Raw genomic sequence first — 23646 nt, 5'->3', positions numbered from 1 at the left:
ATATCTCATAAGGTTTACGGAATTCGTGGCCCGGGGGGCCGGCCGCAAACTGCACGAGGGGAGGGCGAGCGCGAGGCAGCTCATAGCACCAGTCCACTCAGCAGGCGGCTGATGAGACCCAACCCGATGGTCACGGCTACCACTAGCACAAGGAGCAGCCACGGCCGGAAAGGCCTGCGCTCGACTTGATGCTGGGGGGCTCGCAGATACTCATCGACACGACGCTGATCTTCCGGGTTCAGGCGGCTGGTCATGGTGGGCCTCGTCAGGTAGACGTCTGTGACTGCGCAAACGCTACAGCGTTCGTGCAGGCGCTTGAAACAAATGATAATGCTTTCTATCCCTGGCGCCGAGTGTACGCCATCGCAAACACTCGCTGCACTGGATCAAAGACTGATGCCCACGTCGAAGACAATGCTGCGGCCCAGGTTGCCGCGCAGGAAGTCTGGTGCATCGGGGTGGGCGAACAGCACCCGGGCAAAGGTCGGCCCCACCAGCGACAGCGAGCGCCAGCCCTGGCGCAGGTATTCGGTGGGCGGCGGGAAGTGGGTGTTCAGGTCGAGCACTTCGCGCTTGAGGCTGGCGAAGGCGATGATGTCCAGCTCGTTCAGCTCCAGCCCGCGTTCCCGGTAGTTGTGCGCCTTCTTGCGCAAGGTCGGCGCCAGGCGCCCCAGCAGCTCGGTGGCACTGATGCGCCGCGGGCGCGCTTCACGGCGCACCAGCTGTGCCAGGGAAAACGCACTGCGCCGGCGCTGCAGCTCTTCGCGCCACTCATCGTTCAGCCGACGCCCCTCGTCGAGCACAAAAAACACCTCGAAGGCCGCGTCGCGGAACAGCACATCGGGCGGCTCTTGCCCGGCCGGGGTGAAGTCTTCGCTGCGGTAGGGGATATTCAACCCCTGCAACAGTCGCTGGCACACCCAACGCTCCCGCTCCCACTTGCGGGCGTTGGAGAGAAAGGCGTTAGCTTGTTCGGCCTGGATGGTAAGCAGGCGCAGGTAGTCTGAGTCATCCATGCAGACAAGCTTAGCCGCTAATCGATGACGGTAAGATGCTGTTTAAGCGTGGGAATCAGCTCAATACTGGCCACTGCTGCACGAGCCCGACCAGGTGGACCAGGCCGAAGCCCAGGCAGATCAGCGAACTGACTACGATAAAACGCTGCGAACGCCCGGTGCCCGCCAGCAATCTTGGCCCCAGCACGCCGCGTAGCAGGTACACCAGGGTGATCAGGCAGAGGATTGGCAGCAGCAACGGCAGCCTGCCGATTGCCCCGGCCGCCGACAGCGCATAAGCCGACCAGGCCAGTAACACGCAGGCGATGGCGGCGGTGATCAGCCCCGGGTACCAGCGACCCTTTTCGGCTGCCACCGCCATACGCTCGCCAGCCCCGAACAAACGGTACCAAGGCGGGCCTACGGCGATGATGACGAGATGAAGTACGCCGATGATGGCGTTGAGTGCCGCTGCCAGCAGCAGGGCAGGGTTGAGTCCTTCCGGCATGACCAATGCTTCCTGCATCGAACGAGGCCGCCAGCCTACCGCAGCCGAAGGAAAGGGAGAATGGGTGTAGACTCGGTTTTATCCACATGGCTGCAATGGGTATTGTTCAGGTGATCAGCGCGCAGGTGTTGTCCGGTACCACGTTAAGCCTTGGCTGGCTGGGTTATGTGCCATTGCTGATCTGGGCGGTAAGCCGGGTTCGCTGGGTTGAACTGTTCACCGACCGGCGCCGCCAGCATTTGCTGTTTGGCACGGTGTTCTGCCTGTTTGCGCTGTGGTTGGTGAGGCGCGATTTCGATACCGGGGTGTCGTACCACTTCATTGGCATGACGGCGGTCACCCTGTTGCTGGACTGGCCGCTGGCGGTGCTGGGCGGGTTCATGGCCCAGCTCGGCTTGCTGGCGCTGGGGCGCCAGGACCTGGCGGCGCTGGGGGTGAATGGCTTGTTGCTGGTTGGCTTGCCGGTGCTGATTACCGAGGTGTGCGCGATACTGGTCGAGCGTGCACAGCCGCGAAACCTGTTCGTTTATATCTTCTGTTCGGGGTTCTTCCCGGCAGCACTGACCGTGCTGGTTTGCGTGCCCGCAGCGCTAGGCTTGTTGTGGCTGGACGGGCGTTTTGCCCTGCCGGAGTGGCTCAGCGACTTTGTCGGCTATCTGTGGCTGATGATGTTCCCCGAGGCGTTCATCAACGGCATGGTGATCAGTGCGCTGGTGGTGTTTTGCCCGGAGTGGCTGGAAACCTTCAACCGCACGCGGTACCTGCAGGCGCCCTGGAAGGAAGATGAGCCGTGAATGTATGGTGGCTGTGCCGGCCTCTTCGCGGGTAAACCCGCTCCCACAGGTACCGCGCGGGTTGTGGGCCCACGTTGTATGTGTGGATCAGCTCAATGCCGCGGCTCCAGGTCTCCCGAATACAGCTCATCCTCGGACTCTTCTGCCCCCGGAATCTTGTGCTCTTCGGCCGCCCAGGCCCCCAGGTCGATCAGCTTGCAACGGTCCGAACAAAACGGCCGGAACGCACTTTTCTCGTTCCATTCCACAGGTGCGCCACAGGTCGGGCAATCGACGGTCAATGGCTGGCTCATGGCTGGCCTCCTTTCAAAGTCAGGTAAAAGTGGTGCAGGCGGTCAATCTGCTCATGCAGCGCGGCCAGGTCGCCGTCGTTGACCACCACATCATCGGCATGGCGCAGGCGTTCCTCACGGGCCAGTTGGGCCTGCAGAATCGCCTGCACCTGTTCGGCACTGGTGTTGTCCCGCGCCAAGGTACGCGCTATTTGCAGTTCCTGCGGCGCATCGATCACCAGCACGCGCTGGGTCTTGTGGTACTGCCCCGATTCGATCAGCAACGGCGACACATACACCGCATACGGCGACTGCGCCTTGGCCAGGTAGCTGAAAATCTCCTGCCCGATCAGCGGGTGCAGCAGTTGCTCCAGCCATTTGCGCTGCGCCGGGTCGGCGAAGATCAGCTGGCGCAGGGCGGCGCGATCAAGCTGGCCGTCAGCCTGCAACACACCCGGGCCGAAGCGCTCGACGATGCTGGCCAGGGCCGGGCGGCCAGGTTCGACAACCCAGCGCGCCGCCTGGTCGGCATCGACCAGGTGCACGCCAAGTTCGACAAAACGCTCGGCAGCGGCGCTCTTGCCGCTACCAATGCCGCCGGTCAGGCCGAGAATCCAGGGGGTAAAGGCTGCAGTGGCCATCAGTATCCAAGCAGTTGCATGTAAGAGGCGTATATTTCATCACCCCAGAGCACAGCAATCCACCCCGCAATCGCCAGATAAGGGCCAAAGGGGATCGCCGTACCCAGCGCATGCCGGCGCAAACGCAGCAGGCACACGCCTACCAGCGCCCCCACCACCGACGACAGCAGCAGCGTCAACGGCAGCACCTGCCAGCCGCCCCAGGCCCCGATCAGCGCCATCAGCTTGAAGTCGCCATAGCCCATGCCTTCCTTGCCGGTGACCAGCTTGAACACCCAGTACACCGTCCACAGGCTGAGGTACCCGGCCACCGCGCCCCACAACGCGTCAGCCAGTGGCACATACAGGCCGAAGGCGTTCACGATCAGCCCAAGCCACAGCATCGGCAGCACCAGCACATCCGGCAGCAATTGGTGGTCCGCATCGATCAGGCTCAGGGCCAGCAGGCACCAAGTGAGCGGCAGTGCCAGCAACGCCTCGGCCGAAGCACCAAAACGCCAAGCCACCACCAGCGACAGCAGCGCGCTGGCTATCTCGACCAGCGGGTAGCGCGGGCTGATACGGGCCTTGCAGGCTGAGCAACGCCCGCGCAAGGCCAGGTAGCTGAGTACCGGAATGTTCTCCCACGCGCGAATCTGATGCGCGCAATGCGGGCAGCGGGATGCCGGCAGGCACAGGTCGAAGCGTTCGTGTCGCGCAAGCGGCAGCCCCAATACTTCTTGCGCCTCACGCTGCCATTGTCGCCCCAGCATGATCGGCAGGCGATATACCAGCACGTTGAGAAAACTGCCCACCAGCAAGCCGAGCACCGTCGCCAGGGTAAGGAAGTACGCCGGCTGCTCAGCCAGCAAAGTCCATAGAGTCATGTTCAGATCAAGCTACCCAACTGGAAGATCGGCAGGTACATCGCCACCACCAGGCCACCCACCAACAGGCCCAGGATCAGCACGATGGCCGGCTCCAGCAGGCTGGTCAACTGGTCCAGCGCCTGGCTGACCTGTTCCTCGTAATGGCTGGCGGCTTTTTCCAGCATCTGGTCCAGCGTGCCACTGGACTCACCGATGGCCGTCAGCTGCACCAGCAACGGTGGAAACAGCATCTCGCCTGCCATCGCCTGGTTCAGCCCTTGCCCATTGGCCATGCCCTGGCGCAGCCGCAGCACCGCCTGCTCATGCAGCTCGCCCCCGGTCACCCTGGCCACCGTGCCCAGCGCATCCAGCAACGGCACCCCGGCGCCGTACGACGTTGCCAGGCTACGCGCAAACCGCGCCAGCGCCGCCTCCCTCAGCAACTTGCCGAACACCGGCAAGCCCAGCACCCGCCCAGATATCCACAGGCGCGCTGGCGCATGCTGGCGGTACAGCTGGCGCACGGCCAAACCCAGCACCACCCCCAGCACCAGCAACAGCGGCGCGAACCGGCTCAGCCCCGTGGACAAGTCGATCACCCACTGGGTAAATGCTGGCAACGCCGCGCCCATGCCCGAGAACATGCTCTCGAACTTCGGGATCACCTCCAGCAACAAGATCGCCGACACCCCCAGCCCGGTCAGCAACAGCAGCAGCGGATAGACCATCGCCTTGCGCACCTTCTTGTGCAACGCCCGGCGCTGTTCCAGCATGCCCGCCAGTTGCTCCAGCTGCCGGTCAAGCGTGCCGGACTGCTCACCTACACGCACCAGGTTGCAGTACAGCGCATCAAACCACGCCGGGTGGCGCTGCAACGCATCTGCCAGCCCAAGGCCCGAGGCCACATCCTGTTTCAATCGATCCAGCAACGCCGCCTGTGCCGCATCGCAACCACTGCGCCCCATCACTTCGAATGCCTGCAGCAGCGGCACCCCTGCCTTGAGCAAGGTCGCCAACTGCCGGCTGAAACCCGCCGGGTCCGCCTTCGCCCGCCGCTTCGGCAAACTGAATGTCAGCCCGCTGACTGGCCGCAAACTGGCCACCGTGATGCCCTGGCGAATCAGCCCGGCACGTACATAAGCCGGGCTGCGCCCAGGCGTTTGGCCGCTGACCGGCGTGCCGTTGGCGTCGGTGCCGTGCCAGCGGTAAAGCAGTGAAGTCGAAGCCATGCAAAGGTCCTTTTTCTGCCCCAGCGACAAGCCTGGAAACAGCTTGCCGCGTCCATGCCAGGGCGCGCGTCCATGATGCTCACTAGAGTAGTTCAGCGAAGATGACGCCCAAGCGGGCAGGGGTGACAAAAGGTGTCTGTTCAGGCCTACTGCGCCGCTGCCGGTTGGGGCGCAACCCACCTCAATGTGTAAGCGAATCAAAAAGGAAAGATGTTCATGAAAGGGCAACGCGGTATCACCCTGATCGAACTGATGATCGTTGTCGCGATCATCGGCATTCTGGCGACCATCGCCTTACCGATGTACACCAACCACCAGGCACGCTCCAAGGCCGCGGCCGGGCTGCTGGAAATCAGCGCGCTGAAGACGGCGATGGACCTGCGGTTGAATGACGGGAAAGACGTAGTGGGCGTGGCCGAACTGGGTGGCCAGCCGGCAACGGCGCATTGTGCGATTACCGCCAGCGGCAAGGCCGCAGATGGCAGCGGCAGCATTGCCTGCACGCTGGTGGATGCGCCGGCAAACGTGCTGGGCAAGGCACTGACCCTGACGCGTTCCGCCAGCGGCTGGGCGTGCACCACCGACATCGAGGAAGACCTGGCGCCCAAGGGGTGCAAGGGGGCTTGAGGGCAGGGCAATAAACTAGCGGAAACAGGGGTTTGCGTTGCGGGTGTGAGCAGTGGTACGTTGCGCTACACGCCGGTGTAGCTCAGTCGGTAGAGCAGCGCACTCGTAACGCGAAGGTCGCAGGTTCGATTCCTGTCTCCGGCACCAGAATCAGTTGGCCTATGGCGATTTCTCGCTACCTGGCACCAATAGAAGCCCGCCTTGTGCGGGCTTTTTTGTTCCCGCTTTTTTCCCCACGGATCTGCGTGTTTTTGACTTTATGGTCCGCAGTTTTCCACTTAGGGTTGCGCGTATTTTTAGATAATGGTTAGCTGTCGATCAGGTTCTTGCCAGTGTTTACGGGGTTAGAGCCGAATTTTTTCTAGATAATGATTTTGCCGTTTAGAGATAATTTTGAGATGCCCTCGTTTTCTCACCACGACCTGCAGCTACTGAACCCATCCTTCGACTCGCCGCTGGTTGACGTTCTGGCCGAGCTCGAATTTCTGCGCAGGCTGAGGCTGGAAGGGGACACCCCACCTCAGGTGTTCTTTCAGTTGAAGGCGCTGTTCCACACGCTGGAGAGCCTGGGCTCTGCTCGAATCGAGGGCAACCACACCACACTGGCCGACTACATCGACAGCAAGGTCGAAGGGAAGGCCGAGAGCACCGATCAGTTGCTGGAAATTGCCAACATCGAGAAGGCGATGGATTACATCGAAGAGGTGATCACGCCCGGTGCAGACCTGACAGAGCATACGATCCGAGAATTGCACGCGATGACCGTACTGGGGTTACGGCGTGAAGGCGATAGAACGCCAGGCGCCTACCGGGAAGGGGCGGTCAGGATCGCCCAGGCGGAGCATGTGCCTCCGGACGGTGTGCTGGTGGCGCAGTACATGCAGGAGTTGGTCAGTTTCATCAATCGCGACGATTCCCCTAAATACGCGCTGATGAAGGTCGCCCTGGCGCACCACCGTTTCGGTTGGATTCACCCATTCGGCAATGGAAATGGGCGGGTGGTAAGGCTGCTGACCTATGCGCTGTTGATGAAGTACGGCTTCAACGTGAACACGGGTGGTCGGGTACTCAACCCCACAGCGGTGTTCTGCAATGACCGGGACAAGTACTACACCATGCTGGGGCTTGCCGATACTGGCACCACAGCAGGGCTGGAGGCATGGTGTACCTATGTGCTGCAGGGTATCCGCGACGAATTGGAGAAGGTGGACAAGCTCACCGACTATGGCTACCTCACGAAGTGCATTCTGCTGCCGGCGGTGAGTTTTGCACGCAGTCGGGAGTGGATTACCGCGACCGAGGAACAGATTCTGGTCAGCGTCATAAAGATGAAGGTCGTGAAATCGAGTGACATTGCTCAGGCACTCCCCGCGCTCACGGCTAACCAACGGACTTATCAGATCAAGAACCTGGTAGAGCAAGGCATGCTTCTGCCAATCAACCCAGGTTCGAGGCAATACACCCTTGGCTTTTCCAACAATTATCTGGTGCGCGGGGTCATCAAGGCACTGAGGGAGCAGGGGTTCATTCCAGAGCCACTCGACAGGCCTTGAATAATCGCAAGGTCGGCACTAATTCAGCTTGAATTTGTCTCATTTCGTGAACATTAAGGCCCGAATGTAAGCACGATGCTCGAATATCCCACGTCCTGTGTGTCGCGAAAGAGCCGCAAGGCGGCCCGGCAATTTCTTGTTCCACCGCTGAACTGTGCCCTGCAACACAGTTCCCTCTCTCCACGAAATCCTTTCAAGATACTTCGGAACAGCTTTACAAAGCATGCGCAGCCGGACAGTCGAACAGGTATCGCTACCCGGAGCATTGCCCCGTACCTGTTTGAGCCAACTGTCTTGCTCAATTTCTAAAAGCTAGCGCGATCCCTGTGGGAGCGGGCAAGCCCGCGAAGGGCTGCAAAGCAGCCCCAATTAAGCCAGAAAACGTTAACTGACTGGTGTTAGGGCTGACCCGCGAATACGGCTGAAGACCGTGCCATGCACCGAGATACTGACCTGCCGTACGCACGTATAAAAACAGTGCCAATACAATTTTCGTCTGCGACCCTGTCGTACGAGCCCTGAAAGCCCCCGGCAATGATTTTTGGTGTACTCCCCAAGCCGTTAGCTCGCACGTTCACTACCCAGGTGATGGACGCCTATTTCAGTACACCGCTTTCGTGCGTCAGACGTTCCCTCTTTACTTTGCGGCCCTGCAGCAACCTATCCGCTTGGCCGAATCGTGCGCCAACCTGCGCCCGTCTCTTTCTCTGGAAAGAGACGGGCACTTCTACCACTGCTGCAGCCCTGATCGCACATGGCTTTGCGGCACTCCCCCTCGTGACAATCGGCGTGACAAACGCCGATGTCACCAGCAACAGCCAGGTAGATGATGGTGCCGCAGACCAGGGAATGGACTGCACCTGACTGACAGTCAGGCATGCCCCGGTCATCGCATTGCTGCTTGCACCTGGCTCAGGATCTTCAGGCGCTGATCTCGTCAGCCAGTGCTGCCTCCACCCGCCCACCGGTAACGGTGTTCAGGAGGCCAGATCATGAGATGCCCTTGCTCCCGGACGTAAGGAGCCGCCAGTCCCGCGTAGTGGACATTCCCCACAGGTCGCAGGGGCCTTGATCCCTGATAACACTCAGCATTCTTGGCGGGATGACGTGGGGGCTCAACACATGGTCAATGAAGGGTGCTGAATCGAAATAGGCTGCTATGAGAGTGGTGTGATTTTGAAACCCTATGGGCTGTTCAGTTGCGAGATCAATGTGCCATCATTGCGGCTAGGAGAATTCTTCAATGGTGAAATTTAGTAGGATGCTATGAACATCATCGAAAGTGTATACATAAAGGGTTTCTGGGGAGATCATGAGGTTTCGATCAAAACCAATGACTCCTACAATTTTATAATTGGACCTAATGGTTCAGGGAAATCTACAACTTTAAAATTGATCGCAGGGGTGCTGTTTGCCGATCAAAGTTACTTGGCAACTCTTGATTTTGATTACATAAAGATTGCACTAAAAGATCCGGGCTCAAGAAAAAAACCCTACATCGAGGTAACTCGAAACAGAGATGCACCATTCTTCCATTGTGACTACAAAATATTTGAAACCTCTTCTGAGAAGCCGTACGCATACGTCCTAACAGAAAATGATGGTTATGATAACGCGCTCAGAAGAAACTATTTCCTCAGAATGCAATTAGCCGGCAAGGCAGCTGCCGGAAAAACTCTGACCACACATCTAAAAGAGATGGTTTCACTGACCTGGCTCTCAGTCCAGCGCATAAATACAATTGCGAACGAAAACTCCTCAGATCCATTGGACTCAAGGCTCGAAGACTTTTCCAATAGACTAGTCAGGTATTTATCAGCGCTGAGCAAAAAAATAAACGTACTAAACGAAAACTTTCAAGAACAAGTATTTCTATCGTTACTTGTCATTGATGAGGATAAACAATTTCCCATTCCAATTGCGACAAAGCTTGAGAGTGAAAAAGCTGCTCTTGTACAAATATTTTCTGAGTTTCGCGTTGATAAGAAAAACTACACAAAGAAAATTCAATCTCACTTCGGGGTTCTTGATCGACTTAGAAAAAAGATGGAGGCCAGCGAGGCCCCTACTAGCACAGAAATAATGGCTTTATTCTCTTTGCATAGGATAGAGAGTACAGTAGATTTTTGGGAGGACATTACATCAAACAAAAGAAAGCTTCTCGCGCCTAGAGACTTATTTATTAGTCTGCTAAATGAGCTTATGCAGCGGAAAACTCTACATATAAATGAAAGAAATGAAATAGTTATAACCACGAGCTCTGGGAAAACCCTAAAGCCAAATCAGTTGTCATCTGGCGAAAAGCAGATACTAATTATTCTTGGCGAAGCATTACTGCAAGAAGGCAACACCTTTATATACATGGCAGACGAGCCAGAGATTTCGTTACACGTAGCATGGCAAGAAACTCTTGCAAAGAACATAAAAAGCCTAAATCCGTCCGCACAGATTATATTTGCTACCCACTCCCCTGACGTTGTAGGTGAACACCAGGGGAATTTGATAAATATGGAGCGCTGCATAAAATGACTTTTGTGCGGACCAACTCAGGGCTCTCAAATTTCCATGCCTTCTTTGGTGTTGAGTATATAGTTTACTCGGAAGGTGGTGACCCGAAAAAAACAAAAAAAAATGAACATTCCGACGATGCAACAATTGATGAAGTATGGTCTATCGACTCTATTTTCTGGCGTAGTGTGTTCTCAAAATTCCTACCAGGAACTGCAATCAAGATTAAGTCACTTGGTTCAAAAGATTTTGTGCGCCCTTATGCAGAGAAAATTCAAACTAATTCGATAAAAAATTCTATTGCCGTATTCGATCGCGACTACGATTGCTATAGAGGTGAAATAATTAATCACCCAAGGGTCCTCTACACTTATGGATACAGTTGGGAGAACGACGCATGCCGACCAGAGTTCCTCATATCCATTTTGGGATCAGTGCATCCTAGCGGCACGATCCCCGCTAAATTCTCAGAGGAAATCAGGTTTAAATTTGATCTTTTCCTAAAAAGCATAAATAGAGTAGTTTTTGTCGATTTACTATGCGGGCTGAAACGCATCAAGGGCGTGGACAGAGAGCAATACTGGGGTTTAATAGACACCTCTTCGCCTTCAGGCTATAAGGTCAAAAAAGATAAATTTAAGGCTCTCATACAGGACATCAAACTTCGTCGAACCGTCCCGCTAAGGTACTCCGGTCATAATCGTATATCAGCTTACAATGATTGCTATGGAAAGATGGTGTCTATGTTCTGCTATTCGGTATTTTGCGACTACTACAAGTTAATTACTGGCCAAAAAAACATCCCTAGGCACTTTGCAGACAACATGATGGCTCAAGCTCTGAGTAAAGGTGAGTTGAACTCGCTTCCAGAGTTGAGAGACTACTATCAAAATATGATGGCCCGCATAAATGTATAGTCTTCAAAGCTGTCCATATATCCGGCTAGTGCCCTTGGCTGCATCGGACTCAAAGGGGCAGATTTATTTTTTTGTGATGTTCGCTGATGAAACATAAACTTTGGGCATGTGCCGCGTCAAGATGCGGCACTCGAATCGCTCTCTCGAAGGTTGTGACGTTCTTTCGAGCCTACGGTAAAAATATCTGTCCCTTTTTTGCGACGTAAAGCGCGTCGGCGGGATGAGGATAAGTTTTTTTCCTGGGATTTTTGTTGAATTTACTATTTTTCTGGCAGTGGCTCAATGCGAACTGCGGCAACCATCACTGAGGGAAACAGATGTCGTCCTACACGTACGAAGAGAAAACCGGAATGCGCCAGCACGCGCAGACGCTGATTTCTGACACCAGACGCAGCCAGACTAATGGGGAGCTAGCCGAGCATTTCGGATACGCGTCAGGCTTCTTGGCCGATCTGCCAGAAGTCGGTGTCTGTACCGATGAAGAGGCTGCCGAATGGAAATTTCAACTCCGCCAAGCGAAGGATGAGGCCTCTGAAAGATTGGTAGATCTAGATTGATAGGGTCATTGACTTAGAATAACAGTACTGGTTTGATTTTTTATCAATGGTGATTGGTAAGTGGACAGCGCGCTGCTTGGGATTTTAGGCGTGATCCTCGGGATCATTGCAAATGAATGGATTCGCCGGAGAAACCGCATAGAGAGCTATGCTCAAAAGACTTTTGAAAAGCGACTTGAAATTTATGAAGTTCTGTTTCAGCTCGTCAACGCAGGCGGTGCAGCAGGCACTAAAGCCATCAAGGACTCATCGCTTTGTTTTGAAGAGCGATTTGATTTGGTCAATGGGGCTATCGTAGACATTGTCCAGTGGTGCGATGAGCACAGTCTTTATCTAGATGAGGAAGTTACAATTCAATGTGTAACTCTACTCATGGGTGTCGAGGACGTACAGGACATGGTTGATGAGGCCGAAAAGGGAGAGAAGATCGAAAGTTTTTATCTGCAATTACGCTATACAAAGGACATGTTGAAAAAAGCCTCAGGGATTCAGGATGTGAACAGCTCGTTCACACTGATGACGAAAGCGAAATTTAGAAGCCCGGTGCTTGATTATTACAATCAGCAGAAAAAGGCTATGCGTAAGGCCAACAAAAAGAAAACCGCCTGACCAATCCAACGATAGTACTTGAAAACAAAAAGACGCCTTAGTAGGGCGGTTTTTCTTTCACAGGGCACTTCAACGAGAGCTTCATGTTACAGACTGCTTCGTCGGTTCAAAGCGTGACAGATCCCAGCGCTGCCGACCAGAACAGCTTTTGCAGCAACCTCCGCCGCATTCAGACGGCGAGTTGGAGCCATGCACGTGGCCAGTGATCTGCGTATTCATGTCCTCGACCAGTCGAGCAGGTCGCTAAGCACCTGCCGCTGATGAAACATAAAATTTTGAGCCTGCCCAGCGCCAACGAACGTCAGGAGGTGATGCTCGATTAGGCTATCACAACATCATTACGCCACTACACCCTCAATTCTGTCGTGGTCAAGCGGGCGTAGCACCCGTAGGGCATTAACGATTCGAGTGGTTCGTATAGACGTAAGCGATCCATAAACCCCATCTACCGCAGGGTGAGGCCTCAGTTTACCGTGGCATTACCGGCTTGCAGTTCCACGGCAACAGCGCTTCGTAATCACCCACCGTCGAAGCATGCGGCAGTTGCTCCAGTGCATGGCGCAGCCACACATAGGGCTCTTGGCCGTTGGCTTTGGCGGTTTCAACCAGGCTGTACAGTTGTGCGCTGGCTACCGCGCCTTTCGGTGTGTCACTGAACAACCAGTTCTTCCTGCCGATCACGAAGGGACGGACGGCGCGTTCGGCAGCATTGTTATCCATGGGTAGGAAGCCTTCCTCGACATACCGTTCGAGTTTGCTCCAGTTGCCCGCCAAGTAGTTCACCGCTTTGCCGAGTGCGTTCTGCGAGGTCATTTGGGGCTGGGTCTTTTCCATCCAGCTTTTCAATTGCGCCAGCAGCGGCACGCTGCTCCGTAGCTATGAGTGAATAACTCGGGTAATCGAGTGCGCAGAATGAGCTGGCTGTCGCACGGATAGGGCCGTAGCGCCTGCATCGGATTGTTTAGCTTTACCATACGCAGCATGTTGAAACCTTTAGTACACGTGAACGTCGTAGCCTAGCGCCCTTAACCCCTTACTGGTTCTGCCGTTACGTGGCGGGCACAACTCGGGACGAGCCCATCCTGCAAGTTCTGCGATTTGATTGTTCCCAAAATGAGGGAATCTTCTTGCTGAGCTATGCACTACCTCAAACAGCCTTGCCGGAATGTCACTTGGAGAACCGCCATCAAGCACAAAGGCTAAGATGTCTAAGACTGTTTCACCCCTTTCATTTTGCTGTCTAAATAGTGCCTTGGCGAATGCCTTAACACGCTGCGCCTCAGTAACGTCCTGCACTTCCCTCAGACCTAACTCCTCAAGCCTCATACGACGCACGTGGTCTACGGTCGAGTGGTTGGCCTGCAGAACCTCATAGAACTCCTCTAGTGAAAGAAACCTTACCTTGTTCTTATCTAGATAACGACGTATGACAGGGGCTCGGACGTGACAATTCACGTCTTCACTGGATGGAGGCGCGTCCAGTCCAGACCACCACTTCAGCGCAGCCAGCATGCTTGCGGTTGGATCTTTCCTATTTTTCTGATAGTGCTCATCAAATGGGTGACGAACTCCATCAACCACTTTATTGTAGTAGAAGGCGTGTAGAAACTGGTCCGCTTGCCAAGCCGCAGGCACATCTTGATTGAGCCATCTTGGGCGATAATTTGGGGCTTTATGCGCAATATCTCGCAAAACGGAGAGGCCGTTGCGCCATTCCTTAATGAAAGATTCCTTGCGAATATCAAACGCTTTATCGGAGCTCGTAAAAGCCGGGCCTTCCCACCTCTTGATGCTCCTCAAACTCTCCGACCCGCGCTCAATTTTTTGCAGGTCTTTTTCTCTGAGTCTAAGAATCCTCTCTTGTTCCTGGATTATTTCGTCCGTCAACTGTTGTGCCGCATCGCAGGAGATCAAGGATTCAAAGAATCCCTCTATATCAGTTATTTGTCCATTGGCCTCTAGGTCCTGCTCTGGGATAAAAACTCCAAACTCAATATTGGTGACCCAGGCACGGTCAGTAAGATTTGCGGAGCCAACATATACGCCATAGTTCTTCCACCAAATTACCTTAGCGTGAAGGACATCCGGAATAAGAAAGCAGAATATATTGTTCCCGCTGTTTCGAAGCAAGAATCTAAGGAGGCGAGGATCTACCGGAACCGTATGGTCGTATCGCATCCATATGTCAAGTCTACGCCCGTGCTCCACACAATTTTCCACGAGAGTAGTTTCATCACTCCCGTAAGCAATAGCTGCGCGAACCCAATCAATTTTAACACTTTCGTCGGGAAGCGCATTTCTGAGAAATTTTCCATTCAGTTTGTTTGCGTAGAACTTCATTTTTCCCTCCGTGGCAAAATGCTGGTGTCTGCCGGGTGATCAAGCTAAACGAGCAAAGCCGACGGACCAGCCCTGAGGGTACGAAGTAGTCGGCAGTGTGTCTACGTTCAGTTGAGGTTTAGCGTTTCCGTCCTGAATGACAGCTTATGGCCGATCGCCGCCCTCCACCAAGGGCCGCGTTGGGTCGTTTCTGCCGTTCCTTACGTACCACTTGAAGGGGTGGGAGGAGCCTCCGCAGGTCCCGATTCGATTCCACAGAAAGCCATAACTAGCTGATTTGTTAGTAGATACCCTATGAGGTACATCAAAAAATCCACCAAATTCCAGCCCCGCGAAAACCGGGCCCTTACGGCCAACAACCGTCCGTCTGTCTCCGGCACCAGTAAACCGTTTCCAGCAGTCTATGACTGTCTATGAAACGCACCACAAAGCCCGCCAGGCGCGGGCTTTGTGGTTTCTGTCTGGCGCGTTTTGCCTTTGGTATTCCGGCCTCGACAGCGAAGCCCGTGCCATCCACCACCTGACCCAACGCAACTAAACATGGTTTTATAACCCAAAGGCCAAACCACAGGCAGCTCCTGCTCCCCAGGGTGCAGCAACTACCTCTAGCACTTTTCCGCGCGCTGTGAATCCATAATCGGCAGTGTGGTGCCGGTTTTACCCGTTCTGAAGCTGATAATCAGCAAAGTAATGCCGGTTTCTGTGTCTTCTAGAACGCTTCATGCCGGCCCCTATTGGGCATCTGCGCATCAAGGAGTCGTTGGCAGGCCTTCAGCCAAGTCGGAACTAGGCTTTCGCGCAAGCTGAGGTCGTGGACAGGACGAACGAACTTCTTGAGTACGCCGTGAATAATCTGGATAAGCGACTCGTGGGGTGGGGACTGCGATGAAAAAACTACAGCTTGAAGAGCGCGCCCAGCTCGTAGAGGATATCGTCAAGCGCAACGCGGCGGGGCTGGACCCCATTGGGGCATCCATCCGCCGTCTGCGGCTCGAAGTCACCGGGCTTGACCAAGAGACCTTCGCGGCCATGTGCAAGATGTCCACGAAAAGCCTGTATGAATTGGAAAGCGGGAAGTCGAATCCGAAGCTCAGCACTTTGGATGCCGTGCTGCGCCTCTTTGGCGTGCGGATGGGTATGGTGATGACGGCTAAAGATAAGCCCACTGCAACGCTCGTCGGCAACAATGCTGGCCAGTTGCAGGCGGGTGGGCCAATCGCTGTGGCCGCGCCGCTGGCTGGTTCCCACGTGGTGGCCGGACCGAAAAGAGGGAAAAGCCCTGCAGCAGTCAAAGCGAAGAAGGCAGTGTCGAGGCCGCCATCGCAACGGGCACGGAAAAGCAGTCAGGAAAAGTGAGATTGATGTGGGATGCAAATAAAGTCTCATCTCATTTTCCTATAAGGATTTATCACCGACGCGAAGACAGCTGCTTCGGCGCCGTTCGTACATTATTCAGAGACCTTTCCTACAACTTCCATACTTGCCCCGCCAAGCAATGTGAGGCTAAATCTCTGCGTCACGGTAAATCCCGTGACCGGGCGTAGGAACCCGTTGGTAAACTTGGCGCATGCACTAGGCGCCCCTGCACCACAGCTGGCGCTTTTTTGTGTCTGCCGTGCTGTGTCATGGCGGCTGTGTGTGGGCAGGCCTCGGCCTGGCCGGGTTTCCAAGTTTCCCCGGTATTCCTACCCCGCACACAGCTGCCACCCAATCCCGTAGGAAGGATCGTGGCAGCTCCAACTAAAACTTGGAGCCTCATGCATGCTTACCTCAAGTCCAAGCAGGACCCTCGCATTCGTTCTCCACCGTCGTTCTTCGACGGCCATCAGCTACTTCCCCCCCAGCCAATCCCACTCCGTCCCCGGTCATTCGGAGGTACGCCATGACTGACCAAGAGCGCCTTTCCACCATCCAAAGCTACGCCTGGACCCTCGAGCTACTAGGCGAGGCCCTGGTCCAGCACGATGAAATGCTGGAATGCGAACACAACCCGCAATTGAGCTTTCGCAACACGGCCGGTATCCATCAGGCGATTCGGATCATCAGCCGGTTGGCCAGTGAGCAGTGTGGGAAGGTGATGGAGGGCAACGGCCATGAGTTGGAGGGTTAGAGGAGGTCGTTGATGAGTGGGGGCCAGATGTGGGGGTTGCAGCTGGCTCCTTCTGTTCAGGCCGATGGTGGGTTATTCCTGCCAGGCCGGGGTATGGGGCTGCTGCGCAGCCCATCGCAGGCAAGCCAGCTCCTACACGGACCGCATATGGCCTGGAGTGTGTGCGTTGCTTGTGGCGAGCAATTTTCTACGAAATACGCAGTACATTCGTACCCTCGAAAACTTGCGAAAACAGCCACCCAGCAATAAAGACCCTCAGTCGCCGAATCAGCGACGCGACCTTGGCCGGTCGGAATCGAAAGGCGCATCAGCCCCCAGTCTTCATCGCAGGCGCTTTTTTTGTGCGGTCATTAGCGACTTCAATGTCAGCCAATCCCGCTTCGTCTCCGTCCAATCGGAGGCCCGCCATGGAGCAGAGTGGTCAGGCCCCGGCTGGTCAGGGTGGGGCTTTGCTGTTTGGCGCTTCCTGCGCAGTGCGCCGCCGGCTAGCTGTTGAGCAGGGCAGTTGCTCGTACGCCCGGTGTTTGGTGCGCAGGTATAGATCAGTCTGCATTGAGCCAGTCGACTTCCCGCTCCTGAATGATCAACCTCAGGTCACCTTGATGTGCAGCGGGGTAACAAGCCAGGAAGGCGCCGACCGGGTAGAGGTAATGAGATTCGACTGGGTGCCCGTCGGCGCTTGTAAGCTTGATATCACAATCAGGGCCTTCGCACTGCGTCAGGTCGAAAGGTTGACCGGTTTGGGCATCGACAATTTTCCATAGGGAAGGATCGCTGGCTTTTATGGGCTGGACATCTACCACGCCATTGGCATTGGTGAATACGCCTTCGCCCAGATGCTCGCCGCTGCGTAGGTAAAGCCGATAGCCGCCATCAAAATGGCGGAAATACAGCACCAGCGATTGCGCACTGGCACCCCTGTCAAAGGTAATCAGCCCGCTGTCCCTACCTAGGTGCCAGTCTTCGTCTGAGCAATTGAACATGCCAATGGCACGGCCGCCATCCATGACAGGATTCAAATTGTTGATGGGACTGCTGAGAATAATTGGCCCTGTGCACATGCTGTCCAGGGTATTCAGGGGGCAGCCGGCAATTTGCAGGGTTGCGGTGAAAGAAAGTTTCTTGTGATCGGTCATGGTGCGTTTCCGGTTGGTGAGCAAGACGGACAGGCTAAGCTGACCTGAATGGCACACCCATCCGGAACTGGTTCCGCGCAGCGGCGGGAGCCGGGCTCTACTCGCGCATCGTGTGGGGCGCTGCTTCATGGATTAAGCCAGGCATCACCTTGGGTGGTCTTTTCGCTTCAGCGGTCAATACTTCCCTGTATACGCAGGCGTGTTCCTGGTGGCGCGCGCCGCTGGGAGGTGTCAGGTGAACAAGCTAACAATCGTGGGTGCCGGCCTGGTCGGCGAGGCGGCGGCGCAGATCATCGCCCGGGATGAGTTGTGCCGTGAACTGGTGTTGATGGATGTACAGGGCGAGCTGGCGCAGGGCAAGGCGCTGGATGTGTGGCAGGCCGCTGTGGAGTCTGGTTCCGATACCCGGGTCTACGGTGGTGCCCAAGCCGAAATGCTCGACGGTTCCGAGCTGGTGGTGATTACCGCAGGCGTGCCGCGCAAGCCCGGGCAGTCGCGCCAGGATGTGCTGAGTATCAACCTGCCCATTCTCGATAGCATCATGGCCGACATCCAACACCATGCGCCGACAGCCACGGTGCTGGTGGTGTCCAACCCGGTCGATGTGCTGACTTATCGGGCCTGGAGCCTCAGCGGCCTTGGGCGCGACAAGGTATTTGGCCAGGCAGGGGTGCTGGATACCGCGCGCATGAAGTGCTTCATTGCCGAGCAGACCGGGTTTTCCGCTCGGGATATCACGGCGCTGGTGCTCGGCGGGCATGGCGACAGCATGGTGCCGCTGATGCGCTACTGCCAGATCGGCTCGGTGCCGCTGTCGCACTTCCTGTCCGATGACCAGATAGAGCGGATCGTGGAGCGCACGCGCAAGGGCGGCGGCGAGATTCTGGGCCTGAAGAAGCTGGGCAGCGCCTGCGATGCGCCGGGCGTGGCCATTGCGCAGATGGTGGATGCCATCGCCAATGGGCGAAACCGTATTTTGCCGGCTGTGGCGATTCTGGAGGGCGAGTACGGGCGCACGGATATTGCCATGGGTGTGCCCTGTGTATTGTCAGACCAAGGGCTGGCGCGGGTGATCGAGTTGCCACTGGATGCGCAGGAACAGGCGATGTTCGACCATTCTGCGGATCAGGTGGCGCGGGATATTGCCGAGATGAAGACGCTTTGAGCGATGGCCGTGAGGGGCTGCCTGGCAGCCCCTGCGCGGCAAACGCTGGCGCTACCGCTGGTAAGCCTTGCCGAAATGCCGCTCCAGCCGTGCCTGCACCAGCTCCAGCAGGATCGACAGCACCCAGTAGATCACCGCCGCCGTGGTCAGCATCTCCAGGTAACGATAGCTCGACCGCCCGTAGGATTGCGCAAGGAACATGACCTCCCACACGCCCATCACCGAAATCAGCGAGGAGTCCTTGAGCATCGAGATGAACTGGTTGGCCGTGGGCGGAATGATCACCCGCATGGCCTGGGGCAGGATGACGTGGCAGAAGATCTGCCGCGTGCGCATGCCCAGGGCCAGCGCCGCTTCACGTTGCCCGCGCGCGACGCCGAGGATCCCGGCACGGAAAATCTCGCTCAGGTAGGCCCCATAGTTCAGCGACAACGCGATGATGCCGGCACTGATGGCGCCCGGGACCAGGCCCAGTTGCGGGAGGCCCAGGTAGATCAGCAAGATCTGGATCAGCAGCGGTGTGCCGCGGAAGAACGAGGTGTAGAAGCTGGCAACACCCACCAGCACAGCGCTGTTCGACAACCGCGCCAGCGCGGCGGCAAAGCCCAGCAGCACCGAGACCACCATTGAGCACAGGCACAGGAACAAGGTGAGCGCCGCGCCCTGGAGAAAGCCGTTAGGCCCCAGCTTGAAGCCGGCGAGGTTCGGAAACTTCTCCAGAATGATCGCGAACTTCAGGTCAAAGCTGAGGAAAAACGCCACAAACAGGCCGAACAGCGCCAGCCAGGTCAGCAGTAACCGGGTACGGAAGCTGAACAGGCCGGCGCCCGCCGGCTTGACCACGGGCTTGGGGGAGGGGGGGAAGCTGCTCATTTGCTGATATCGGCGCCAATCCATTTTTGCGACAGCTTGGCCAGGGTGCCATCAGCCTTCAGCTCGGCAAATACCTGGCGCACCTTGGCGTCCCACTCAGGGTCGCCTTTTTCGATGGCTACCGAGTTCGGCTCCTCATACAGCGGTGCGCCGGCCAGCTTGAAGCGCTTGTCCTGGCTCAGGCGCGGCTGCGCGGTCACCAGGTTGGTGAGGATGGCATCCAGGCGCACCCCAGCCCCCAGGCCCAGGTCCTGGAAGGCGACGTTGTCGGTGTCGTAGGGCGCTATCTGCACAAAGTCGAAGGGGTATTCGAGCTTCTTGTCTTCGTCGCCTTCAATGACCAGATTCTTGTTCAGGTAGCTCTCGTAGCTCGATGCACTGGTCAGGCCCACCTTGCGGCCCTCCAGGTCCTTGGCGCCGTGGATGCGCTCATCCTTGGCATTGACCACGATCACCGCCGGTGAGGCGTAGTACTCCACCGGGAAGTCGAACACTTCGGCGCGGGCCTTGCTCGGGGTCATCGAGCAGATGCAGATGTCGTAGCGGCCGCTCCAGCGGCCAGCGGCGATCACGTCCCAGGACGGGGTTTCCAGGCGCAGCTTGACGCCCAGCTTGTCAGCCACGGCCTTGGCCACGTCCACATCGAAACCGTCCAGCTGGTTCTGGTCATTGAGGAAGGAGAACGGCGGGTAGCTTTCCATCAGCACGTTGACCAGTTCCTTGCGCGATTCAACCCGCTCCAGCGTGGCGCCAGCAAAGGCCTGGGAAGCAGTGGCGAGCAGCACGAGGCCCGCACCGAGCACGGTAGAAAATCGCATGTACATACCTGATATGTTGGGCAAAGGAGTGATAGGGTATTTAATAGTTATAAACGTTCATGAACTAATGAATTTTATTCATAAGAACCTGCAGAGAAGTTATATGAAAGAGCGAGCGATGGTCATTCTCGACGGCGGCATGGGCCGTGAACTGCAGCGCAGTGGGGCGCCGTTCCGCCAGCCCGAGTGGTCGGCACTGGCGCTGAGCGAGGCGCCGGAGGCGGTGGTTGGCGTGCACGCAGCGTTTATCGCCGCCGGTGCACAAGTCATCACCAGCAACAGTTACGCGGTAGTGCCCTTTCACATCGGCGAGGAGCGCTTTGCCAAGGAAGGGCAGCAACTGGCCAATATCGCCGGCCAGCTCGCGCGGCATGCGGCCGATACCGGCGCGCACCCGGTAAGGGTGGCAGGTTCCTTGCCACCGCTTTTCGGTTCTTACCGCCCGGACCTGTTCCAGCCTGAGCGCGTGGCCGAGGTATTGCTCCCCCTGCTCCAAGGCCTGGCCCCTCATGTGGACTTGTGGCTGGCAGAAACCCAAAGCTCGATTGCCGAAGTGCGGGCCATTCATCAGCACTTGCCTGAAGACGGCCGGCCGTTCTGGGTGTCGTTCACCTTGCAGGATGAAGAGGTGGACGCTGTGCCTCGGCTGCGCTCCGGCGAGCCGGTAGCCGATGCCATCGAGGCCGTGATCGGCCTGGGTGCTGCGGCGGTGCTGTTCAACTGCAGCCAGCCGGAAGTGATTGGTGCTGCAATCGATGTCGCCCGCGAGCTCACCCAGCAGCACAACGCCGACATCGCAATCGGTGCCTATGCCAACGCCTTCCCGCCACAGCCCAAGGAAGCCACCGCCAACGATGGCCTGGATGAGCTGCGCGAAGACCTCGATCCACCTGGTTACCTGGCCTGGGCCACCGACTGGCGTGAGCGCGGCGCCAGTCTGGTAGGCGGCTGCTGTGGTATCGGCCCGGAGCACATTGCCGAGCTCAAACGTAACCTGGGCTGATGTTTCAGCGCGGGTCTGGCAGGAAAGCGCAGCGGTAATTTTTGGGAAATGCCTGAACTGACGCTAAGGTTTGGGCATCTCTCATTCACCACGCGGCGAGGGTGGTCGAGTCTTGACCGCTCTCACCTGATGCGCAGCGCTGAACACCAGGAGTCATACTGCCTATGAATGCAGAGCAAAAACGCAGGAGCACCATCAACCCTCCCGTTTTCTTTACCAGTGCCATTCTGGTGCTGCTGTTGGTGCTGTACGCCACGGTTTTCCAGGAGCACGCTCAGCGTGTGTTCGAAGACGTGCAGCAATGGATCATCACCAACGCCAGCTGGTTCTACATCCTTACCGTGGCATTGGTACTGATCAGCGTGGTGTTCCTGGCGGTCAGCCGCTACGGCGATATCAAGCTGGGCCCGGACCACAGCGAGCCGGACTACCCCAACAAGAGCTGGTTCGCCATGCTGTTCTCGGCAGGCATGGGTATTGGCCTGATGTTCTTCGGCGTAGCCGAGCCTGTGATGCATTTCATCAACCCCCCGGTCGGTGAGCCAAATACCATCGCGGCAGCACGTGAAGCCATGAACATCACGTTCTTCCACTGGGGCCTGCATGCCTGGGCCATCTACGCCATCGTCGCGCTGATCCTGGCTTACTTCAGTTTCCGCAACGGGCTGCCATTGACGCTGCGTTCGGCGCTGTATCCTTTGATTGGCGAGCGCATCTACGGCCCGATCGGGCACGCTGTGGATATCTTTGCCATTCTGGGGACGGTATTTGGCGTGGCCACTTCGCTTGGCTACGGCGTGCTGCAGATCAACAGCGGCCTGCACCAGCTGTTCGGTTTGCCCGTCAGCACCACTGTGCAAGTCGTTCTCATCGCCGCCACCTGTGCCCTTGCCACGCTGTCGGTGGCCAGCGGGCTGGATAAAGGCATTCGCATTCTCTCCGAGCTCAACCTTGGCCTGGCAGTGATATTGATGCTGTTCGTGCTGGTCGTTGGCCCGACCGTGTTCCTGCTGCAGGCCTATGTTCAGAACACCGGCGCGTACCTGTCCGATATCGTCAACAAGACATTCAACCTGTTCGCCTACGAACCCACCGACTGGATCGGTGGCTGGACCCTGCTGTACTGGGGCTGGTGGCTGTCCTGGTCGCCTTTCGTAGGGCTGTTTATCGCGCGTATTTCCCGTGGTCGCACCATTCGCGAATTCGTCTGCGGCGTGTTGTTCGTACCGGCGGGTTTTACCCTGCTGTGGATGACTGTGTTCGGCGACACCGCCATTCACATGATCCTGCACGGGGGTGTGAGGGAGCTGGCGGCGGTTGTCGATCAGGACAGTTCGCTTGCGTTATTCGCGTTTCTCGAACACTTCCCGTGGTCGACAACGGTATCGTTAGTGGCGGTGCTGATGGTGGTGGTGTTCTTTGTCACCTCCGCGGACTCCGGGGCGCTGGTGGTAGACATGCTTGCCTCCTCGGGCAAAGGCCACTCGCCGCTGTGGCAGCGGGTGTTCTGGTCGGTGACCATGGGCGCAGTTGCCATTGCCTTGTTGCTGGCCAACGGCCTGAAAGCGCTGCAGGCAGCCACCATCGCCAGTGCCTTGCCATTCGCGGTCATCCTGCTGGTGGCGATCTGGGGCCTGTTCAAGGCCTTGGGCCTGGATGCCACCCGTCGCGGCCTGCGCACCCAGTCGCTGCCTGGCCAGCGCCAGCACCGGCAGAATCACGGTGGCTGGCAACGGCGCCTGCGCAACATCGCCATGATGCCGCGCAGGGCCCACGTTACCCGCTTTATCAATGATGTGGTCAAGCCTGCCTGCGACGAAGTGGCCCAGGAGCTGCGCAAGCAAGGTTACGAGGTTACGGTTGAGGAACGCGACGATGGCCGGGTCACGCTCGAGCTTTCCCACGCGGGCGAGGGTCGCTTCAAATATGAAGTTCGGCCGCGTGCGTACAATACCCCCAGCTTCGTCCTTCGCGAATCTGACGATAACAACGATGCTCGCAAGTATTTCCGCGCCGAGGTGTATCTGCGTGAGGGCGGGCAGGACTACGACGTGATGGGCTGGAGCCGCGAAGATGTGATTGGCGACATCCTGGACCAGTACGAGCGCCACCTGCACTACCTGCACGTGGTCAGTTGAGCCCC

At 56.9% G+C, this 23646-nt stretch carries 23 protein-coding genes, 1 tRNA gene and 1 pseudogene; 13 read left to right on the top strand and 12 right to left on the bottom strand.

Annotation, left to right across the window (positions count from 1 at the left end; translation table 11 throughout):
• Positions 1-80: 80 nt before the first annotated feature.
• The 3 genes from LU684_RS24750 to LU684_RS24740 form a co-directional block, all read right to left on the bottom strand.
• The gene (locus LU684_RS24750; protein WP_013970765.1) at positions 81-254 is read right to left on the bottom strand and encodes a DUF3094 family protein; all 174 of its coding nucleotides are present in this window, start codon (positions 252-254) and stop codon (positions 81-83) included.
• Positions 255-386: 132 nt separating this feature from the next.
• Entirely contained in the window at positions 387-1016 is a 630-nt protein-coding gene (locus LU684_RS24745) for a DUF1780 domain-containing protein (RefSeq protein ID WP_013970766.1), read from the bottom strand.
• Positions 1017-1071: 55 nt separating this feature from the next.
• Positions 1072-1503: a hypothetical protein gene (locus LU684_RS24740; protein ID WP_016484795.1), complete on the bottom strand. Its 432-nt coding sequence runs from the start codon at positions 1501-1503 to the stop codon at positions 1072-1074.
• Positions 1504-1589: 86 nt separating this feature from the next.
• Between LU684_RS24740 and LU684_RS24735 the strand changes: the two genes are divergently transcribed.
• Positions 1590-2297 carry an energy-coupling factor ABC transporter permease gene (locus LU684_RS24735; RefSeq protein WP_016484796.1) on the top strand — a complete coding sequence of 236 codons (708 nt, stop codon included), beginning with the start codon at positions 1590-1592 and terminating at the stop codon, positions 2295-2297.
• 92 nt (positions 2298-2389) lie between these two features.
• Here LU684_RS24735 and yacG read toward each other — a convergent pair whose 3' ends face one another.
• Genes yacG through LU684_RS24715 form a run of 4 tightly spaced genes read right to left on the bottom strand, consistent with a single transcriptional unit; the run spans position 2390 to position 5287 of the window.
• Entirely contained in the window at positions 2390-2590 is a 201-nt protein-coding gene (gene yacG / locus LU684_RS24730; RefSeq protein ID WP_016484797.1) for a DNA gyrase inhibitor YacG, read from the bottom strand.
• Positions 2587-3210: a dephospho-CoA kinase gene (gene coaE, locus LU684_RS24725; RefSeq protein WP_016484798.1), complete on the bottom strand. Its 624-nt coding sequence runs from the start codon at positions 3208-3210 to the stop codon at positions 2587-2589. Before coaE ends, yacG begins: the two co-directional genes overlap by 4 nt.
• Positions 3210-4076 (bottom strand): prepilin peptidase, encoded by an 867-nt coding sequence (locus LU684_RS24720; RefSeq protein WP_102667853.1) that lies wholly within the window; start codon positions 4074-4076, stop codon positions 3210-3212. Before LU684_RS24720 ends, coaE begins: the two co-directional genes overlap by 1 nt.
• Before the next feature lie 2 nt (positions 4077-4078).
• The gene (locus tag LU684_RS24715; RefSeq protein ID WP_232895164.1) at positions 4079-5287 is read right to left on the bottom strand and encodes a type II secretion system F family protein; all 1209 of its coding nucleotides are present in this window, start codon (positions 5285-5287) and stop codon (positions 4079-4081) included.
• 216 nt (positions 5288-5503) lie between these two features.
• Here LU684_RS24715 and LU684_RS24710 point away from each other — a divergent pair, with 216 nt between their 5' ends.
• The 7 genes from LU684_RS24710 to LU684_RS24680 all read left to right on the top strand — a co-directional run bounded on the left by LU684_RS24710 (position 5504) and on the right by LU684_RS24680 (position 12058).
• Positions 5504-5914, top strand: coding sequence for a pilin (locus tag LU684_RS24710; RefSeq protein ID WP_232895163.1), 411 nt, complete (start codon positions 5504-5506; stop codon positions 5912-5914).
• Positions 5915-5985: 71 nt separating this feature from the next.
• Positions 5986-6061: transfer RNA gene (locus LU684_RS24705), tRNA-Thr, on the top strand.
• Between the two features lie 251 nt (positions 6062-6312).
• On the top strand, positions 6313-7467 hold the full coding sequence (locus LU684_RS24700) for a Fic family protein (protein WP_232895162.1): 1155 nt from the start codon (positions 6313-6315) through the stop codon (positions 7465-7467).
• Positions 7468-8733: 1266 nt separating this feature from the next.
• On the top strand, positions 8734-9996 hold the full coding sequence (locus LU684_RS24695; RefSeq protein WP_232895161.1) for an AAA family ATPase: 1263 nt from the start codon (positions 8734-8736) through the stop codon (positions 9994-9996).
• Positions 9993-10892 carry a DUF4435 domain-containing protein gene (locus LU684_RS24690; RefSeq protein WP_232895160.1) on the top strand — a complete coding sequence of 300 codons (900 nt, stop codon included), beginning with the start codon at positions 9993-9995 and terminating at the stop codon, positions 10890-10892. The genes LU684_RS24695 and LU684_RS24690 overlap by 4 nt, the downstream gene beginning before the upstream one ends.
• 317 nt (positions 10893-11209) lie before the next feature.
• A complete protein-coding gene (locus tag LU684_RS24685) occupies positions 11210-11449 on the top strand; it encodes a hypothetical protein (RefSeq protein WP_232895159.1) in 240 nt (79 codons plus the stop codon).
• Positions 11450-11509: 60 nt separating this feature from the next.
• Positions 11510-12058, top strand: a complete 549-nt coding sequence (locus tag LU684_RS24680) for a hypothetical protein (protein ID WP_232895158.1) — start codon at positions 11510-11512, stop codon at positions 12056-12058.
• A gap of 468 nt (positions 12059-12526) precedes the next feature.
• On the opposite strand, the pseudogene LU684_RS24675 reads toward LU684_RS24680, so the two are convergent.
• Together LU684_RS24675 and LU684_RS24670 are read right to left on the bottom strand one after the other, a co-directional pair.
• Positions 12527-12925 (bottom strand): annotated as a pseudogene (locus LU684_RS24675) (IS66 family transposase); the annotation flags it as partial.
• A 126-nt stretch (positions 12926-13051) separates the two neighbouring features.
• Positions 13052-14398, bottom strand: coding sequence for a phospholipase D family protein (locus LU684_RS24670; RefSeq protein ID WP_232895157.1), 1347 nt, complete (start codon positions 14396-14398; stop codon positions 13052-13054).
• Positions 14399-15283: 885 nt separating this feature from the next.
• Between LU684_RS24670 and LU684_RS24665 the strand changes: the two genes are divergently transcribed.
• Both LU684_RS24665 and LU684_RS24660 read left to right on the top strand, forming a co-directional pair.
• Positions 15284-15754 carry a helix-turn-helix domain-containing protein gene (locus tag LU684_RS24665; RefSeq protein ID WP_232895156.1) on the top strand — a complete coding sequence of 157 codons (471 nt, stop codon included), beginning with the start codon at positions 15284-15286 and terminating at the stop codon, positions 15752-15754.
• 526 nt (positions 15755-16280) lie between these two features.
• Positions 16281-16508, top strand: coding sequence for a hypothetical protein (locus tag LU684_RS24660; RefSeq protein ID WP_024717660.1), 228 nt, complete (start codon positions 16281-16283; stop codon positions 16506-16508).
• 542 nt (positions 16509-17050) lie between these two features.
• Here the strand turns inward: LU684_RS24660 and LU684_RS24655 are convergent.
• Positions 17051-17644 (bottom strand): hypothetical protein, encoded by a 594-nt coding sequence (locus tag LU684_RS24655; RefSeq protein ID WP_023047454.1) that lies wholly within the window; start codon positions 17642-17644, stop codon positions 17051-17053.
• A gap of 235 nt (positions 17645-17879) precedes the next feature.
• On the opposite strand from LU684_RS24655, the gene LU684_RS24650 reads away from it, so the two are divergent.
• Positions 17880-18809 carry a malate dehydrogenase gene (locus LU684_RS24650; protein WP_016484809.1) on the top strand — a complete coding sequence of 310 codons (930 nt, stop codon included), beginning with the start codon at positions 17880-17882 and terminating at the stop codon, positions 18807-18809.
• A 51-nt stretch (positions 18810-18860) separates the two neighbouring features.
• Here the strand turns inward: LU684_RS24650 and LU684_RS24645 are convergent, their stop codons facing one another.
• Complete coding sequence (locus tag LU684_RS24645; protein WP_095115885.1) at positions 18861-19682, bottom strand: amino acid ABC transporter permease; 822 nt, start codon at positions 19680-19682, stop codon at positions 18861-18863.
• Positions 19679-20500 carry an ABC transporter substrate-binding protein gene (locus LU684_RS24640; protein ID WP_023047457.1) on the bottom strand — a complete coding sequence of 274 codons (822 nt, stop codon included), beginning with the start codon at positions 20498-20500 and terminating at the stop codon, positions 19679-19681. The genes LU684_RS24645 and LU684_RS24640 overlap by 4 nt, the downstream gene beginning before the upstream one ends.
• A 118-nt stretch (positions 20501-20618) precedes the next feature.
• Here LU684_RS24640 and LU684_RS24635 point away from each other — a divergent pair, with 118 nt between their 5' ends.
• The gene (locus tag LU684_RS24635) at positions 20619-21503 is read left to right on the top strand and encodes a homocysteine S-methyltransferase family protein (protein ID WP_016484812.1); all 885 of its coding nucleotides are present in this window, start codon (positions 20619-20621) and stop codon (positions 21501-21503) included.
• A gap of 164 nt (positions 21504-21667) precedes the next feature.
• A complete protein-coding gene (locus tag LU684_RS24630; RefSeq protein ID WP_060519445.1) occupies positions 21668-23641 on the top strand; it encodes a BCCT family transporter in 1974 nt (657 codons plus the stop codon).
• The last annotated feature ends 5 nt before the right edge of the window (positions 23642-23646 follow it).

This window comes from Pseudomonas sp. NMI542_15 (assembly GCF_021283425.1).
Taxonomy (GTDB): domain Bacteria; phylum Pseudomonadota; class Gammaproteobacteria; order Pseudomonadales; family Pseudomonadaceae; genus Aquipseudomonas; species Aquipseudomonas fortuita.
The sequence above is the reverse complement of the archived record's forward strand: the minus strand, read 5'-3'. Positions and strand labels throughout refer to the sequence as shown.